Origin of the sequence: Flavobacterium sp. Root935 (assembly GCF_001429295.1) — a bacterium.
GTDB lineage: Bacteria > Bacteroidota > Bacteroidia > Flavobacteriales > Flavobacteriaceae > Flavobacterium.
Map to the genome: position 1 here is coordinate 355,123 of NZ_LMJL01000010.1, position 17,730 is coordinate 372,852.

The 17,730-nt window shown below is 32.6% G+C and carries 18 protein-coding genes; 2 read left to right on the forward strand and 16 right to left on the reverse strand.

The features are described 5' to 3' along the window. Positions 1-38: 38 nt before the first annotated feature. Positions 39-854, forward strand: a complete 816-nt coding sequence (locus ASE40_RS12540) for a mechanosensitive ion channel family protein (protein WP_057117416.1) — start codon at positions 39-41, stop codon at positions 852-854. Positions 855-857: 3 nt separating this feature from the next. On the opposite strand, the gene tsaB is transcribed toward ASE40_RS12540, so the two are convergent. From tsaB to ASE40_RS12575, 7 genes are all read right to left on the reverse strand, one after another. Further along, the gene (gene tsaB / locus ASE40_RS12545) at positions 858-1,532 is read right to left on the reverse strand and encodes a tRNA (adenosine(37)-N6)-threonylcarbamoyltransferase complex dimerization subunit type 1 TsaB (protein ID WP_057117418.1); all 675 of its coding nucleotides are present in this window, start codon (positions 1,530-1,532) and stop codon (positions 858-860) included. Between the two features lie 36 nt (positions 1,533-1,568). Further along, the gene (locus ASE40_RS12550; protein WP_057117419.1) at positions 1,569-2,861 is read right to left on the reverse strand and encodes an efflux RND transporter periplasmic adaptor subunit; all 1,293 of its coding nucleotides are present in this window, start codon (positions 2,859-2,861) and stop codon (positions 1,569-1,571) included. Positions 2,862-2,867: 6 nt separating this feature from the next. After that, complete coding sequence (locus tag ASE40_RS12555) at positions 2,868-4,250, reverse strand: TolC family protein (RefSeq protein ID WP_057117421.1); 1,383 nt, start codon at positions 4,248-4,250, stop codon at positions 2,868-2,870. An 86-nt stretch (positions 4,251-4,336) separates the two neighbouring features. Beyond that, positions 4,337-5,452, reverse strand: a complete 1,116-nt coding sequence (locus tag ASE40_RS12560; protein WP_057117423.1) for an efflux RND transporter periplasmic adaptor subunit — start codon at positions 5,450-5,452, stop codon at positions 4,337-4,339. A gap of 37 nt (positions 5,453-5,489) precedes the next feature. Further along, the gene (locus ASE40_RS12565; protein ID WP_057117424.1) at positions 5,490-6,755 is read right to left on the reverse strand and encodes an ABC transporter permease; all 1,266 of its coding nucleotides are present in this window, start codon (positions 6,753-6,755) and stop codon (positions 5,490-5,492) included. A gap of 2 nt (positions 6,756-6,757) precedes the next feature. Then, entirely contained in the window at positions 6,758-8,002 is a 1,245-nt protein-coding gene (locus ASE40_RS12570) for an ABC transporter permease (protein ID WP_057117425.1), read from the reverse strand. Continuing rightward, positions 7,995-8,696 (reverse strand): ABC transporter ATP-binding protein, encoded by a 702-nt coding sequence (locus tag ASE40_RS12575; protein WP_057117426.1) that lies wholly within the window; start codon positions 8,694-8,696, stop codon positions 7,995-7,997. The genes ASE40_RS12570 and ASE40_RS12575 overlap by 8 nt, the downstream gene beginning before the upstream one ends. Before the next feature lie 176 nt (positions 8,697-8,872). On the opposite strand from ASE40_RS12575, the gene ASE40_RS12580 reads away from it, so the two are divergent. Further along, positions 8,873-10,279, forward strand: a complete 1,407-nt coding sequence (locus ASE40_RS12580; RefSeq protein WP_057117427.1) for a DUF4403 family protein — start codon at positions 8,873-8,875, stop codon at positions 10,277-10,279. A 16-nt stretch (positions 10,280-10,295) separates the two neighbouring features. Here ASE40_RS12580 and ASE40_RS12585 read toward each other — a convergent pair whose 3' ends face one another. The 9 genes from ASE40_RS12585 to ASE40_RS12625 all read right to left on the reverse strand — a co-directional run bounded on the left by ASE40_RS12585 (position 10,296) and on the right by ASE40_RS12625 (position 17,723). Beyond that, complete coding sequence (locus tag ASE40_RS12585) at positions 10,296-10,559, reverse strand: hypothetical protein (protein WP_057117428.1); 264 nt, start codon at positions 10,557-10,559, stop codon at positions 10,296-10,298. Next, a complete protein-coding gene (locus ASE40_RS12590; protein WP_057117429.1) occupies positions 10,549-11,133 on the reverse strand; it encodes a DUF420 domain-containing protein in 585 nt (194 codons plus the stop codon). The genes ASE40_RS12585 and ASE40_RS12590 overlap by 11 nt, the downstream gene beginning before the upstream one ends. 2 nt (positions 11,134-11,135) lie before the next feature. After that, positions 11,136-11,822 (reverse strand): SCO family protein, encoded by a 687-nt coding sequence (locus ASE40_RS12595; RefSeq protein WP_057117430.1) that lies wholly within the window; start codon positions 11,820-11,822, stop codon positions 11,136-11,138. A gap of 12 nt (positions 11,823-11,834) precedes the next feature. Beyond that, entirely contained in the window at positions 11,835-12,476 is a 642-nt protein-coding gene (locus ASE40_RS12600; protein WP_057117431.1) for a hypothetical protein, read from the reverse strand. Positions 12,477-12,554: 78 nt separating this feature from the next. After that, positions 12,555-12,905, reverse strand: coding sequence for a cytochrome C oxidase subunit IV family protein (locus ASE40_RS12605; protein WP_057117432.1), 351 nt, complete (start codon positions 12,903-12,905; stop codon positions 12,555-12,557). A gap of 19 nt (positions 12,906-12,924) precedes the next feature. Beyond that, positions 12,925-13,911 carry a cytochrome c oxidase subunit 3 gene (locus ASE40_RS12610; protein WP_057117433.1) on the reverse strand — a complete coding sequence of 329 codons (987 nt, stop codon included), beginning with the start codon at positions 13,909-13,911 and terminating at the stop codon, positions 12,925-12,927. A gap of 42 nt (positions 13,912-13,953) precedes the next feature. After that, positions 13,954-14,541, reverse strand: a complete 588-nt coding sequence (locus ASE40_RS12615; protein WP_057117434.1) for a heme-copper oxidase subunit III — start codon at positions 14,539-14,541, stop codon at positions 13,954-13,956. A gap of 2 nt (positions 14,542-14,543) precedes the next feature. Beyond that, positions 14,544-15,446: a heme o synthase gene (cyoE, locus tag ASE40_RS12620; RefSeq protein WP_057117435.1), complete on the reverse strand. Its 903-nt coding sequence runs from the start codon at positions 15,444-15,446 to the stop codon at positions 14,544-14,546. A 156-nt stretch (positions 15,447-15,602) separates the two neighbouring features. After that, positions 15,603-17,723, reverse strand: coding sequence for an energy transducer TonB (locus tag ASE40_RS12625; RefSeq protein ID WP_057117436.1), 2,121 nt, complete (start codon positions 17,721-17,723; stop codon positions 15,603-15,605). Positions 17,724-17,730 lie beyond the last annotated feature (7 nt).

Genomic DNA, 17,730 nt, shown 5'->3' on the forward strand with positions numbered 1-17,730 from the left:
TTCTCTACTTTTGAGAAGGTTTTTTTTATATTAAAATCATGAACGAAGTTACTTCAGACCAAGTTAGTACCTACATCACGAGATTTATTAACATCTTAGTTGATTATTCTCCTAAATTAATCTCTGCATTTCTAATTCTATTTGTCGGTTTATATGCCATCAGACTAATAAACAGATTGATTAGAAAAATAATGGTGAAGAGAAATCTTGACCCAACTTTAACAAAATTTCTAGCAGATATTTTATTATGGGCACTTAGAATTCTTTTATTTGTCACTTTTATTTCAAAACTTGGAATCGAAACTTCTTCTTTTGTTGCGATTTTAGGAGCAATGGGACTTGCTGTTGGTTTGTCTTTACAAGGATCGCTTTCGAATTTTGCAGGAGGAATGCTTATTATTGTTTTTAAACCTTTTAAAGTTGGCGATACAATTGAGGCACAAGGTGTTATTGCTACTGTTGAAGAAATTCAAATTTTTGTAACAAAAATGATTACTGGAACTAATCAGACCGTTTTTGTACCAAATGGTGCATTATCAAACGGAACGATCATTAATTATTCAATGCAGGCTGAAAGAAAAGCGGACTTGACATTTTCAGTTTCTTATGACTCGGATATCAAAAAAGCGAAAGATATTCTTTTAGAGATTTTACTATCAAATCCGAAGGTTCTTAAAAATCCTGCGCCAGAAGTTTTTGTAAAAAACCTATCTGCCAGTTCTGTTGATTTTGCAGTTCGCCCTTGGGCCGCAAAGGCAGACTTTGGCTCGGTAGTTTCAGATACTTTAGAGAATTGCAAAATTGCATTGGATGAAGCAGGAATATCTGTTCAGCCCTTTACGATTCAAAAATAATTATTATTGCTTTTTTGACGGGGCAGTAATCATAAAATCTTTTAAATAATAAGGTTCAAAATAAGCGACATCTACAGTGTCGCTTTTTTGATATTTATCAAAACTGATTTTACTCATAGCTTGTGCCGAAGGATATTTAATGTTTTCTAAAAACACAAAATTTTCTTTGGTCAAAACAGCTTTACATTTATCGGCACAATCGCCTACAAAGTAAAGTTTATCTGTATATTCTTGAAATGAATTTTCTTCAATTATTTCGGCTTTAATAGCTCTTTCGATACTCAAATCTGTATTGAATACGGCACTGTAAACTTCCATACGGCGTGCATCTAACATCGGAATAATTTTTCCATCTGTAACTTCTGCCTGAGATGCCAAAGTTTTAAGTGTGTCAACAGCGATTAACGGGATATTTAATGCATAACATAAACCCTTTGCGGCAGAAACACCAATTCTTAAACCTGTATAAGATCCTGGTCCCTGACTAACTGCAATTGCATTTAAATCTTGAACAGAAATACCTGCTTTTTTAATTACTTCTTCAATAAAAACATGAAGTTTTTCGGCATGCGAATATCCCTCATCTGCAAGCTCGCTGCAAACAATGGTTTTCCCATCTTTAGCAACAGATACAGAACAATTTTTAGTAGCCGTTTCGATGTTGAGAATAAAAGACAAAGTATTATATTTTAAAATTAGTATTGAATTGTATTCTTATTTCTTAGAACCTTCAGCTTTCTTAAGTTTTACCTTATCTCCAGAATTAAGATCTTTAGAGACTGTTGTATACGGTCCCGTAATTACAACATCACCTGGTTTTAAGCCAGACATTACTTCAATATTAGTGTCATCTTGAATTCCAGTTTTGATGATTCTAATTTTAGCTTTATCGCCAACTTTTACAAAAACACATTCAAATTTTTTATCGCTTTTGGGAGCTGCTTTTTTATCAGCATTAGGATCTTCAACAGTAAAATCTTTTACAGCTGTAGTATCCGATTTTACTACAACAGAACTAATTGGCACTGCCAAAACGTTTGTTTTTGTGGTTGTAATGATATCAACAGTAGCTGTCATTCCTGGTCTAAAAGGAGAATAAGTACTTGGTTTCCCTTCTAATAAATCTTGATACGATTCTTTTAAAATACGAACTTTAACCTTAAAATTAGTTACCTGATCAGAAGTTAGAGTTGTACTTGCAGAATTAGAAATGCTAGTTACAATTCCTTTAAATTTCTTTTTCAAATAAGCATCAACTTCAACGTTTGCTTCGTCTCCAATTTTAATTTTTACAATATCATTTTCGTTTACGTCAACTTCAACTTCCATATTATTAAGGTTAGCAACACGCAAAAGTTCCGTTCCAGCCATTTGCTGCGTTCCTAAAACTCTTTCTCCTAATTCTACGTTTAGAACAGAAATTGTTCCGTCTGCAGGAGAGTAGATAGTTGTACGTCCTAAATTGTCTCTCGCTTCACTTACAGAAGCCGAAGCACTTTGAACACTGTAATATGAATTTTGCTTTGTCGCTTTCGCCACTTCAAATGAAGCTATAGCTTTATCCCAATCAGATCTTGAGATTACACCTTTGTCGTACAAGGTTTTATTACGTTCATAATTAGCTTTTGCTTCTTTAAAACTAGCCTCAGATTGTGTTAAACCAGCTTTAGAACCTGACAAGTTAGATACCGAACGGTTGTAACTAGAGGTATATAAATCTGGGTTAATTTTAACCAGCAAATCTCCTTTTTTAACAACCTGACCTTCTTTTACGTTAAGTAAAATAATTTCCCCAGATACTTCTGGAGAAATCTTCACTTCAATTTCTGGTTGAATTTTACCTGTTGCCGAAACTGTTTCAACAATTGTTGAAGCTGTTACTTTTGATATTTCTACTTCTTTTCCTTCATCCTTATTTCCTATAACTCCCGATTTCGAAAGACCGATTAAAATTGCAATAAGTACTACTGCACCACCTACTAAGAAATAAATTGTTTTTTTTGACATAATAAATTATTTTGTAATAATGGGAACGATTGGAATTCCGAAATAAAATTCAAGTATTTTAATTTTGAACATGTAATCATATTTTGTTCTGATAACATCAGACTGTGCATTTGTCAACAATGTTTGAGCTTGAGTAAAATCAAATGAATTCATCAAACCTACATCGTATTTTTCTTTTGCATAATTGTACGCCTGCTGTCTTGCTTCTAAAGTTACAGTAGACGCTTCGTAAGTATTTAGGGCTGCTTTTGCATCTGTAAAAGCAGTATAAACGTTACGTTGCAAATCTAAACTTTTTTGTTCTAAATCTATTTTAGATTTTTCTAAACTTACTTTGTTTCTTTCTACATTGTTCTTAACTGACCATCCATTAAAAATTGGAACATTTAATTGTAATCCAAAATTATGTCCCTTATTATCACTAAACTGTTGGAATATCGGATCTGGTCCTACTGTATAGGGTTGGTCGTTTGGGTCAAATTTAACTTGATCGCTGTAACTTGCTCTTGTATTAAAACCATAAAAACCACTAAGTGTTGGCTGATAAGCTCCCTTTGCTATAGCAACATTTTTTTCAGCAATCTCAAGATTTGTTTGTGCCAGCTTAACTTCTGTTCTTATATCCTTTGCTTTGTTATAAATTTCAACTGGAGTTTGACCAAGAATATTATTCTCATCTTGTAGATTTGTATTATCTATTACGTCAAAGTCGGCAAATTCTTTCAATTGTAAAAGCTGAGCTAAGCTTAATTTTGAAATCAATAAATTATTTTCTGAAATAGCAATATTTTGTTTATCTGTGGCTACAGTTGCTTTTAAATCAAACAAATCACCGCGAGGAATTGTTCCTGCATTTACCATTTCCTCAGAACGAGCAAAACGCTTTTCGTCAATTGATAATTGTTCTTTTTTAACTTTTAAATCTTCTTTATTTGATAAAATCTGTAAGAAAGCACTAGCTACATTCAGAGAAATATCTTCCTGCATCTTCAACAATTGATATTTTGATGCGATAATAGATAACTTCGCTCTTCTATAAGTATTTTGATTTTGGAGACCTTTGTAGATATCAACTCCAGCATTTAGACCAACTGAAGAATACTGAGTAGTTTGATTACGTAAGATACCAGTTGTAACATCCTGATTCAGACCAATATTCCATGAGTGAGATGCATTACCATTAACAGATGGAAGATAATTTCCTAACGCACCTTTTTTATCGATATCAGCATTTTTTACGTCTAATTCAGATAATTTTATCGTAATATTATTTTCTAATGCGTATCTCACACATTCTTCCAATGTCCATTGTTTTGATTGCGCGTGTCCAGCTAATCCAAAACCGAATAACATTGCAAAAACCAGACTATTAATTTTATTTATTTTCATATATTTTAAATGAAAGCGCAGTAAATGAAACTACGCAAATTTAACATTTTTTAAAACCAAAAAGATCCTTAAAACTTCAAATTAAATTATTTTTTTTCTGCCTCATTAATCAGTCCTTGATTCCAGATTTTTATTTTATCTGTACTCTTTACACCGCTTTTAACTTGAACGTAGATACCGTCGCTTACCCCCAGAACCAAATCTCTTCTTTGAAATTTCTGTGGCGCAGTTTCGATCTCAACATAAGGTTTTTGTGTTTTTTTGTCAAATTGAACTAGTGATTCTTTTATTGCCAGAATTTTATCTGCTTTCTCTAAAATAATTGAAGCATTTGCACTCAAACCAGCTCTAATAAAAGTGTCATCTCTATTAACCATTTGAGCTTTAATTTCAAATTGAATTGCTCCATTTTCTGTAACACCTTTTGGCGCAATATAGTTTAGAACTGCATCAAATTTTTTGTTTTCAATGGCACCAATTGTAATCTCAATAGGCATTTTTTCTTTGATTTTACCTACTTCAGATTCGTCAATTTTTCCAATAAAAATCATTCTTCCAACGTCAGCAACGCTGGCAATTGTAGTTCCTTCATTAAAATTATTACTTTCAATAACTTGATTTCCAACTTTTACAGGAACGTCTAAAACCATTCCGTTAACTGTAGAGCGAATTAAAGTATTGGCATAACTTCCTAAAGAAGATGTTGTTCCTGTTTTAACAATATCCAAGCTTTGTTTTGCTGCCAGATAAGTTTGTTTTGCCTGATTGTAAGCTACTTGAGCAGCATCAAAATCATTTGCAGAGATTACATCTTTTTCAAATAATGTTTTTTGCCTTTTATAAAGTCGTTCTTGATTATCCAAAGCAATTTTAGCAGTCTGCACTTGATTTTGTGTACTGCTTACATTAGAAACGTTTGCCACAACTCTAATTTTTGCAATCATATCTCCAGCTTTGATTTTCTCACCCGCTTTGATATAAACCTGCTCAATAATACCCGAGATATTTGGTTTGATTAACACCTCTTCATCAGGTTGAATATTACCAGTTGCAATTGTATTTTTTACAATCGTTTTAATTTCTGGTTTCTCCGTTTTAAACACAATTGGCGACTCTTGGTTTTTAGCATACAAATAGTAAAGTGCGCCAAAAAAAACGATCGCAATAAATATTAAAATGGTTATAGTTACTCCTTTTTTCATTTGTTCTTGGTTTAATCGATTTATTTTGATTGATAATTTATTCTGTTCTTAAAGCATCTACAGGTTTAACATTGATCGCAGTCTGTGCTGGAATAAATCCCGCGAGCAAACCTGATCCAACTAATATTAATAAGGCAACAAATACAACTCCTAAGTCAACACTTGGATTGGCAAACATAGTATTATCGCTTGGAGGCATCGAATCCAGTGCTAAATTTAACAGTGCTATAATTCCAGTTGCGACGGCAATTCCCAGCATTCCAGAAATTATAGTTAGAAAAATAGATTCTGATAATATTTGCGAGCGAATGGCTGCGGGCGTTGCTCCCAAAGCTCTTCTTATTCCTATTTCTTTTGTACGTTCTTTAACTACAATAAGCATAATATTTGAAATTCCGATTACACCAGAAATCAAAACTAATGTTCCTACAAAATATGCAATTACTTTTAAAATATTAAACAAACTTTGCACCTTATTAAATTGTTCGTATAAATCGAAATTTCCAACCGCTCTATCATCTGTTGGATTTATAGAATGCAAAGATTTTATAATCTCTAAAATTTTAGGTTTTAAATCGGTTATAGAAGTTTCGTCTTTTGCTGTAAGCGCCATCCATCCCACTTTGTCTCCGTAATTAAAAGCCTGCTGAAAAGTTGTAAAAGGAATAAAAATATTCTTTTGCTCCTGCTCTGCGTTTCCTCCTTGCTGTTTAGATTTGTAAACTCCAACAACCATAAAATTAATCCCGTTAATCTTAATATAAGTCCCAACAGCTTCTTCTTCTTTTCCGTAAAGTTCGCTGATAACACCTTTACCAATAACGGCAATTTTTCTTTTCTCCTGAATATCCTGCTGATTGACAAAACGTCCTTTAATAATATCCATTGGCTGTTGTTTGATCAGCTCAGGATAATCTCCATATATGGTAAATGATGAAGTTTTTGTTCCTCTCACCACATTGTTTGTTCCGTTAAAATCTCCCAATTGATTACGAGGCGAAACATATAATAAATCTGGCAAAGCCGCTTTTAAAGCAGTAACATCGCTGTTTCTAAAATCGTATCTTCGTGTTTTTGGCAAACCTTTATAGGCCTTAGAGGTTGTCTGGCTCCACATAAACATTGTATTTGTGGCAATTCCATCAAATCCTTTTTTAATACCATTTTCCAGACCATTACCGGCAGCAAGTAAAATTACCAAAATAAATATTCCCCAAAAAACACCAAAAGCTGTCAGAATAGTTCTGAAAGGGTTGGCAGTTAAAGCCTGTAAAATCTCGTCCCAATTATCTTTTTTAAACATATCTATTCGTCTCTAAGTGCTACAATAGGCTTAATTTTAGCGGCTCTGTATGCAGGAAAAAATCCGGCAACTGCGCCCGCAAACACTAATAAAAACAGTGTTGTCAAAGCTACATTAAAATCAACTTCTGGATTTCTAAAATACTCACTCTGAACCATTGGCCCAACAAATTCAAGCAATAATAAACTTGCTAAAAGTCCAACAAATCCAGCGATTGTTGTAATAAAAATTGATTCGTGAAGTATCATTGTGATAATAGAAAATGGAGATGCTCCTAATGCTTTTCTAATTCCAATTTCTTTAGTTCTTTCCTTTACAATAATCAGCATAATATTACTAACTCCCACAACACCAGCTATTATTGTACAAATACCAACCCACCAAAAAAACAATCTGATATATAAATTCAAGTCGTAAAATTGTTTTGCATCTTTAACCGAATTATAAACCCCAACTCCGCTGTCGTCCTCAGGAGCCACCATGTTTTTACTTTTCAATAAGTCTTTTAAATCTTGTGTAAATTTTTCAGACTGAGCCAAAGCTTCATCATAATTATTTGTCTTTTTCAATGTAAAAAACAAATTACTGATTTTATCTCCACCGCCAAAGGTTCTCTGTACTGTTGATAATGGCAAATAAGCTCTAGTTTCTTCACGTTCTCCACCTGGATCTGTAAAAATTCCAACTACTTTGAAATTAATATTATTGATTAATATTTCTTCCCCAAGCGCTTCTTTATCTTTAAACAAGTCCGTTTTTACTTTCATTCCAATAACAGCAACCTTTTCATTATTCTGAAGGTCTTTGCTATTTATATATCGTCCTTGAACTATCGTTAGGTTTTCTATTCCGCCATAATCTGGATCAACACCTCTAAATTGGTAACTTCCAGATTCTTTTCCATAGCTAAAAGACTGTCCCCAATAATTATTGGTTGAAGCTCTTAAATCTAATTTATCTTCAAATTTCTGAACCGACTGATTATAATCGCTATTACGAAATTGAACTTGTCTGCCTGGATTCAACCCTTTGTATTCTTTGGTTGTTGTTCCCGACCAAACTTCTATAATTCCTGCGGCGTCACGCTCAAATTGTTTTTCAATTCCATTTTGAAGACCTTTTCCTGCACCAAGCAGAATAACCAAAATAAATATCCCGGAAGCCACAGAAATTCCAGTTAAGAATGTTCTTAATCGGTTTTTAGAAATGGCTTCAAATATTTCCTGCCAGCGTTCAATATTAAACATAAGACGAAGCTCTAACTTGTTCTACTTTTTTATCATCGATAATTAATCCGTCTTTTAGGACTACATTTCTTTTGCACATTGCGGCAATATCAGGTTCGTGTGTAACAATTAAAATCGTTTTTCCTTCGTCATTAATTCCCTGAATCAGTTCCATAACTTCATAAGAAGTTTTAGTATCAAGAGCTCCTGTTGGTTCATCCGCCAATAAAACTTTCGGATTTGAAGCTAATGCTCTTGCGATAGCCACACGTTGTTTCTGACCTCCAGAAAGTTCATTTGGTAAATGGTGAGAATGTGATCCTAAACCAACTTTCTCTAAATATTTCATTGCAATTTCATAACGCTCTTTCCTTTTAATTCCCTGATAATACAATGGCATAGCGACATTATCTAGCGCAGATTTGTAATTAATTAAGTTAAAAGATTGAAAAACAAATCCTAAAAATTTATTACGATATTTTGAAGCAATTGTTTCGTTTAATTTTTTTATCGGAGTTTTGTCTAAAATATAACTTCCAGAATCGGCTTCATCCAGAATCCCTAAAATATTAAGAAGAGTAGATTTACCCGAACCAGATGATCCCATGATCGCAACTAATTCTCCTTCTTCAATATTAAAATTAATCCCTTTTAACACATGTAATTCTGAACTTCCCATTTTATAGGATTTGTGTAAATCTTTAATTTCGATCATGGTATTGTTAAATTTTTGAGACAATAATAACGTTTTTATTAAGTAAATTATGATAATAAAAAGTTAATAATTTCGTTACCTTTTTGTATAAGACTTCAATCTGTAGTAATTGTTACACTTTTTTAATAAAATATGATTGTTTTCGTAATTTTGTTTCGATTTAAAAATTCACATTAATGAAGCTTTCTTCAATTATTCCAATGTTTATAGTACTTGCAGTACTAACAAGCTGTTCTTCTACTCAAAAATTAGAAACATTAAAACCAGAACCAGACGACGCAAGTCCGTTAGTCTACGACAGCAGTCCTTCGTTTATCAATTTACCCATTACGATTAAACTTAGTGATATTGAAAATCAAACAAATGCTCTCTTAAACGGATTAATTTATGAAGACAATACTATCGAAGATGATGATATTGAAATGAAGATCTGGAAACAAGCTCCAATTAAAATTCAGAATGATCCATCAAATCCAGATAAGAGAATAAAAACAATCTTACCGCTTAAAGCTACCATCAAGTATCGTATTGGCACCAAAAAGTTAGGTGTAGAATTATATGATGTTAGGGAATTTAATCTAAATGGAATTATAACATTGTCCAGCGAAGCTGCTCTAACAAATTGGAAACTTACCACCAAAACTGAATTCAAATCTCTTGACTGGAGCGAGAGTCCAACAATGAGCATTTTTGGTAAAAATATGCCGATTACGTATTTAATAAATCCCGCAATTTCTATTTTTAAAGATAAATTAGAAAAGAAAATAGATGAAGCTATTGAAAAATCAATGGATTTTAAACCAAATGTACTTCAGGCAGTAGAAAAAATCTGCACGCCTTTTGAGATGAGTGACACTTACGAAAGCTGGCTGCGAATTGTTCCCATCGAAATTTATTCGACAAATGCCAAACTCAAAAATGATTCTTTCTTACTCGATATGGGTATGAAATGTAATATGGAAACTATTGTCGGTAAACAGCCTGACTCTAAATTTAACGCCAGCAAAATTGTTCTAAAGCCTGTTGCTAAAATTCCAAATCAGATTTCTGCCAATATTGCTGCTATTTCAAGTTATGTTGATGCTTCAAAAATTATGACCAAGAATTTTGCTGGTCAGGAATTTGGTTCTGGCAGCAAAAAAGTAACGGTTAAAAATGTTACAATCTGGCATAAAGACGGCAAAATGGTAATTGCATTGGATGTTTTAGGTTCTATAAATGGAACTCTTTATTTAAATGGATTTCCACAATATAATCCACAAACCAAGGAAATTTATTTCGAAAAACTAGACTATGTATTAGACACCAAAAGCAAATTGATGAGAACTGCCAATTGGCTTGCACAAGGATACGTTTTACGAAAAATGGAAGAAAGCTGCAGATATTCTATTCAGCCTAATTTGGAAGAAGGTAAAAAAAGTATGGCAGGCTATTTAAAAAACTACTCTCCGATGCCTGGTGTATTTGTAAATGGAAAAATGGAAGATATACAGTTCGATAAAATTCAGCTTACCAATCAAGCCATTATTGCTTTTATAAAAATAAACGGAACTGTAAATGTTTCCGTTAACGGACTTAAATAAAAAAAGCAGTGTAAAATTACACTGCTTTTTGTTTTTTAGATTGATACATTCGATAAATCAAATATCCTATTATCATTACCAGTAAATACGGAATGGCCATTAAATAAACAATTCCGTCATTAACTGCTTCTGCTTTCTTGGTATTAGAATCACCAGACAAAGCGGCGCGGCACATTGCACACTGAGCATTTGCTGTAATTCCTATAAAGAAAAGACAAATTACAAACAGAAAAGTTTGAAACTTGAATTTTCCTTTCTGTATTTTATCTTTAGTTAGCATAGTATGGTGAAATCATTAAAAAAACTATTACTCCAGTCACAGCAACATACAACCAAATTGGAAAAGTAATTTTAGCTATTTTTCTATGTCTGTCAAATCGCTGCGCCAATGCTCTTACATAAGTAATTAGTACAAGTGGGATAATTGCTATCGACAGTAAAATATGAGTGATCAAAATGATAAAATATAAGTATCGTATTGAACCTACCTTTGCACTTTCTGCCAAATCAAGAACTCCATCATGATTTAAATCACCAAATTTAGTCGAATCTGCTGTCATATGATAAGCCACATACATAACCAAAAACGCTACAGATAAGGCAATTGCAAAAGTCATTAATCGTTCGTGTAATTTCTGGTTTCCATTTTTTATTGCTAAAACGGCCCAAACCAAAACAATAGCTGTAACTCCATTAATTGTTGCATAGATGGGAGGCAATACAGACAAGGGCTCTACATTAAAACCAAAATCTTTTAGTTTTACTCCAAACAAAATTGCAACAACAACCGGAATTACAATTGAAACAGCAATAATTAATTTACTATATTTTTTCTCTAGATTATTATCTTCCATTTTTATTCTTCTAATAAAATTTTAATGTCTTGTTGAATATCACGAACTCCTTTTTTATCTAGACCATCATAATAAATAGTTGGATTTCCGTAGTTATCTTTTCTGCAACGAATATTACCATCTTTATCAATCAAGGCAAATAAACCAGAATGCTCAAATCCGCCGCTAACTTTATCATTTTCACCAGCATAAAGATTAAAACCTTTGTTTGATAAATCCATAATTACATTTCTATCTCCTGTCAAGAAATTCCAATTTGAAGATTTTACACCAAGCAGCTTAGCATGATCTTTTAAAACCTGCGGTGTATCATGTTTTGGATCAATTGTTATAGAAACAATTCCAAAATTAGGATTTCCAAAAAAAGCTTTTTCAATTTCCAGCATACTCATATTCATTTTTGGACAAATAGAAGGACATGTTGTAAAGAAGAATTCTAAAACGTATACTTTTCCTTTATAAGTATCATTTGAAATTTTGACATTATCTTGATTCGTCAATTCAAATTTTGGAGCTGGCCCAATTGTCAAAAGCTTTGCTTCTTTTGAAGATTTAGAACCAACATTATCTAAGCGATTTCCTTTTACGACTTCACCGTTTTTTACTCGATCTACAATTTTAGGAACTGCATAAATCCCAAAAATCAAAATGATAAAGGAGATTCCTATATATGATTTATTTTTGAACATTATAAATGAATTTTAAAGTTGCTTTGTGGCGTTATGATTCTTCTTTAAAGCGGCGCGGTATTCGTATAAGATAATTTTAAAATCATCCAGCATTTCATTGCTTAGTTCTGACGGATGAAAAGTATCATACCCTTCCTTATACTCGTCTTTATCTTTTCTTCCTCTTAAATTGCGTTCTTTATCAATGATATAAACATTTGAAGTTCCAAGATTCTGATTTAATTTCTGTTTTAAATGAAGCTGATCATAGAATTTTTGAATTTCATCATTTGAAGCAAATACGAAATTCCAGTTTTTAACATCTGTAAAAGGAGATAAAGCGTCAATAATTTTCTGAGCTTCTTTTTCGGTACCAAGCGGACATAAAACTACAAACTGAAGATCTTCAAAACCATTATAACGTTTATAGATTTTTTCATTTAAGTTAAAATAATTCCCTCTATTGTCTAATATATTTGAACCTGAAAAACCAAGTACAGTTATCTTTTTATCAAGAGAAACTTTTTTTCCGTTTAATGATTTCCAATTTCCGAAATCAGCAACTTTTGGTGTTATTACAGGAAGTGTTGTAAAACTATTTACCCCAGAAGCAAAAAATAAATAAGCTACAATTGGCAGGACAAAAAGTACAAAGAGAACTATATTTTTTTTCATTGTATTAACGGAAATTATTGAGGTACAAAAATAAAAAAATCCCGATGTTATCGGGACTCTTTTCGAATTAATATCATGTTAAAAATTCCATTTAATAGTAGAATCTTTAAAAACCCCATAAATATAATGTCCTTCTGTCAATAGAATAAACAATAAATATAAAACTAGGAAGATAACAGGAGAAACAACAGACCATCTAAGGCTGCTTTTTTCACCTTCCATGTGCATAAATGCCCATACAATATAATATGCTTTAAAAACTGTAAGGATATAGAAAATCCAGTTTAATAAATTCAATCCAACAAAATGAGTGAATTCTAATGATGCAGGTTTGTAGATACCTAATATAACTTCTACTGTAGTTACTACAGAAAGTAATGCGAAAACAAACCAGATTCTTTTTGTATTTGATACGTGCTCGTGTGACATAATGATTAAATTCTAAAAATTAAACTAGGTAGAAAACTGTAAATACAAATACCCAAACTAAATCTACGAAGTGCCAGTATAAACCAACTTTCTCTACCATTTCGTAGCTTCTTCTCTTCTCGTAAGTACCTAATAATACATTAAAGAAAATGATAATATTAATGATAACTCCTGAGAATACGTGGAATCCGTGGAAACCTGTAATAAAGAAGAAGAAATCAGCGAATAATTTATTACCATATTCGTTTCTAATCAAGTTAGCACCTTCTACAACATATTTAGCATTTGCTAAATGAGCTTCAGATTCTTCTCTTGACAAAACAGTCTTTTTCTTTTTATCAGTAAGTTTTTCTGTTCTAATTAAAATTTCTGGATGAGCTTTAAATCCTGCTTGAACTTCAGCAACTGTGTAAGTTGGAAGAGATTGTGCATCTTCCATAAACCAAGTTGAATGACTTCTTGTTAAAGCTTCTCTTTGTTCTGGCAATTTAACAGCAAAGTCAGCCAAAGCTACTCTTTTACCATCTTTATCCACAAATTGAAGTAAACTACCTCCAACTGTTTCAACTGCACCATATTCACCTTTAATGAAGTTTTTCCATTCCCAAGCTTGAGAACCAACGAAAATTAAACCTCCAATAATAGTTAAGAACATATAAATTGCAACTTTTGTCTTTTTCAATTGGTGACCTGCATCAACAGCTAATACCATTGTTACAGATGAAAAGATCAAAATAAAAGTCATTAAAGCTACATAATACATTGGAGCCGCAACACCATGCATAAATGGAAAGTGAGTAAACACTTCATCAGCCAAAGGCCAAGTTTCAATAAATTTAAATCTAGAAAAACCGTAAGCTCCTAGAAATCCAGAGAATGTTAAGGCATCTGATACGATAAAAAACCACATCATCATTTTTCCATAACTTGATCCTAGTGGCTGGATCTCATGACCGCCTCCCCAAGTTTTTTCGTCGTTGTTTGCAGTAGTAACTGTCGCTCCCATAAAAGATATTCGTTAAAAAGTTCCCAAATTTACGTTTTTTTCTTATTTAAAGAAAAATAAAAATAAAAATAAATATACCCATAATAAATCCAAAAAGTGCCAATACATCGCACCTAGTTCTATACCAAGAGTTTGAGTCGAATTGTATTTTTGTTTAAAATGATTATAAATTATAATTAAAAGTGAAATTAATCCGCCAGCCAAGTGTAACAAGTGCGTAACCGTTACAACATACAAGAAAGTTGTAGTAATTGAACTACCTTCTCCTGTAAAATAATATCCTTGTTCAACGATTTGTCCAAATCCTTGAAATTGTAACACTACAAATAAAATCCCTAACGCTAAAGTTCCCAAAAGCAATCCCGTAACAGCGCTTCTGTTGTCCTTTTGGATGGCTTTTTTAGCCAGATAAAAAGTAACACTACAAGCAATAATTACAGCTGTACTCCAATAAAACGCAGAAGGCAGCTCAAAATTCTTCAACCAGTCTGCTCTTGATTTACTTACTACAAATGCACTTGTTAATCCAGCAAACATCATGGTCATACTAACCATCGCAAAAAGAAGAATCAGTTTTGCTGATTTCGACTTTCTTACTTGTTCTTCATTTGTTGTCATTGTCATTTCCATAACTATCTTAAAAATTTATCTACTATATATACAATTTGTAAAAGCGAAATATAAGAAACACTTACCAGCATTAATGTTCTAGCTGCTTTGGCAGTTCTTAACTTGTACAAACGAACTGCATAAAAAAGCATCCAAATACCTAACAGAAAAACTAAAATTGCTGCGATTGGAGAAATAAATAATTGTCCTGTAAAACCTAAAACCGGCAGCAATGATGCTATTATAAGCCAAATTGTATATAAAATAATTTGTAATGCTGTTCCTTTGTCTTTTTTACCTGTTGGCAGCATAAAAATCCCTGCCTTCTCATAATCTTCATATAAAAACCATCCGATAGACCAAAAATGCGGAAACTGCCAGAAAAACTGAATTAGAAACAAAGTTCCTGCTTCGATGCCAAATTCTCCTGTCGCCGCTACCCAGCCCAGCATAAATGGAATTGCTCCTGGAAAAGCTCCAACAAAAACAGACAAAGAAGTAACCGTTTTTAATGGCGTATAGATACTTGTATACAAAAATATAGATATTGCAGCAAACATTGCCGACTTTGCATTTATCGTATAAAGAAGTGCAATTCCTAGAATCGTAAGCAGACTTGCTACTAGCAAAGCTACTCTTGGCGACATTCTGCCTGAAGGAACTGGACGATTTTTAGTTCGATCCATCAACGAATCGATATCTTTTTCTATTACTTGGTTAAAAGCATTTGATGCCCCAACCATGCAATATCCTCCAACTGCTAAAACAGCCAAAGTACTCCATTTAAATGGATGTTCAGAATCAACTCCTAACAAATATCCTGCAATAGAAGAAAATAAAACACTAATAGCCAATCCAGCCTTAGTAATCTCTTTAAAATCTAGAAATATTGATTTGATTGATAATGTATTTTTTGCAGCGTTCAATACCGTTGTTGTTTGTGTATTTTTTTGAGTGCTGCAAATGTACAAATTAGATTGTAGAATTTAGACCTATAAAAATAGATTTTTTTCAATAAAACCTTTACAAATTAAGAACTCGCCATACTTTAACACTATTATTTCGAAAAATCTTATTAAAAACTAGTAATCAAAATACCAATTGAAAATATCTGAACGCAAACCTATACTAAACCAAGTTGTACTTTGCTTAAATGTTGCAGCAGTTTCCTGCGTTGGGTCGAAATTTCGATAAATTAAACTTCCAAATAATTTCAAATTTGTCATCGGATTAATCAAATATCCGCCTTGAATATCCGCGATGAAAATACTTGTTTTATTTCCCTGCCCTACTTTTACACCTGTATTATAAGGACGGTTTTCATCATAGCTTTTATAAATATTGCCGCCATAGTTATACGAGTCTTCAGCTGTGTCAAAATCTAAACCTCTTGTTCCCATTGTAAATTTAGCATCTCCAAACAAACGTCCTTTATGGTAGCGGCCAATCACAATTAACTCTTTAAAGTTTCCTCCCCATTGGTGCCCAACGCTTTGATTATTGTGTCCGTAATTTGTAATAACAGCGCTATGAGAGTACACATAAGGACGTACATGGTTAAATTCTACCTGAAACAATAAATCTTTTACATTAAATGCATTGAAATATTTTGCTCCAAGCTGGAATCCAAATTTATTTTTCCAGCTTTGATTCCCTGCTCCAACATCCGAAACAGAAAATTCATCAATCAAAAATTGAGAATATAAATTGATGTTATTATTCCATTTGTACTTACCTGTTATCCCTAAAAGCGCATTTCCGCTTCTAGATGAAGATCCAAATTCTACTGCACGATAAAAAATTATAGGGTTCACAAAATTAATATCAAAACCTCTGTTGTTGGTATTTGTCCAGACTACAGATTCAAAGAAACCTAAATTTAATCTATTTGAAACATTCCAGCTCAAATAATGGTTTGCCATGAATTTTGTAGCATATGTTCTATCTACCGTTACCTCTGGGCGAACATCTTTCATCCACATATAAGTATTGGTATACTTAATTTTCCAGAAATTGGTATTAATTTTAAAATAAGGATAAGGACTTGCTCCATCGCTTTCTAAAAGCGAACGATAACCATCTCCTATAAAATTTCGGCCATACCCCAATTGCAGATCAAAAATTTTGTTTGGTGTAAACGTAATATTGGCATCAGCCAAAGGAAAATCATAAGCATCTGTTTTGAATCTTTTTGCAATCCCAACTCCTGGAATTATCGCAGGATTTCCTCCAGATGGTTTAATTGATTCTGCATAATCATTAAAATAGCCTGCAAATCTTCCTTGACTTTCAAAAAATGTAGTCGTAAAATTGATCTGCTTTCCTAAACCTCCTCTAAAATTCAATGCTCTTGTATTTACATAAGTATATGATGCATCAAGATCTGAGGCTTTACCCATTTGCAAATCGACAATTGGGTTCAAAGAAAACCAGTAATCTTCTCCTTGAATCTGTACTAGATTTTCGTTCCACCATTTTCTTCCCAGCCAGGTTGAAACATTTTTCTGCAAAGACTCATTAACGGCTTTTAAGTTATAATACTTAGAAACCTCAGCATACGTATAAGGTTTAGAAGCCGTATGATTATTGCTTCCCACTTGGTTCATTGCCGCATCGAACTGAGCATAATAACTGTGAGAAAAAGGAATATTTAAATGACTTTCAAATTCTGGATTATTGTATTTTTTATATACAATGCTATCCAGCTCTGTCATTGGTTTTTCAATTGGCTTTAAAATTTCAGATGCTGCCAAAGCTTCAGCAGCAAGCTGCTCTGAACTTTTAAGTGGCAAATCGATAGAAATTGTATATTTAGAATAAGTAGCTTTTCCGTTGTAAGTTGACGGCTTTATTTTTGGAAATTTTTCAAATACCCGTTTTGCTTCTTGAGACAATTCATCATTTGCTGCTGATACATAAATTACTTTAAATTCTCCTTCTGCATTCACTTCAAAAAGTACTTTTACTGCACCTTTATAATTATTTTGCTTTAAGTTTTCTGGAACTTGAAAATTATTAAATACAAAATCCTGAACTTCTTTATAAAAACAATTTTCGAGTTTTTTACCTTCTAAGTTTTCGCAGTTAGGAAAAACAGGAAACATTTCTGCCGTAAAACCTGGTTGAACTGAAGCTCCATTTTGCTGTGAAGAAACAATGAAAAATGAAAAAATTAAAACAAGGGATAAAAAAAACTTATTCACTTAAAAT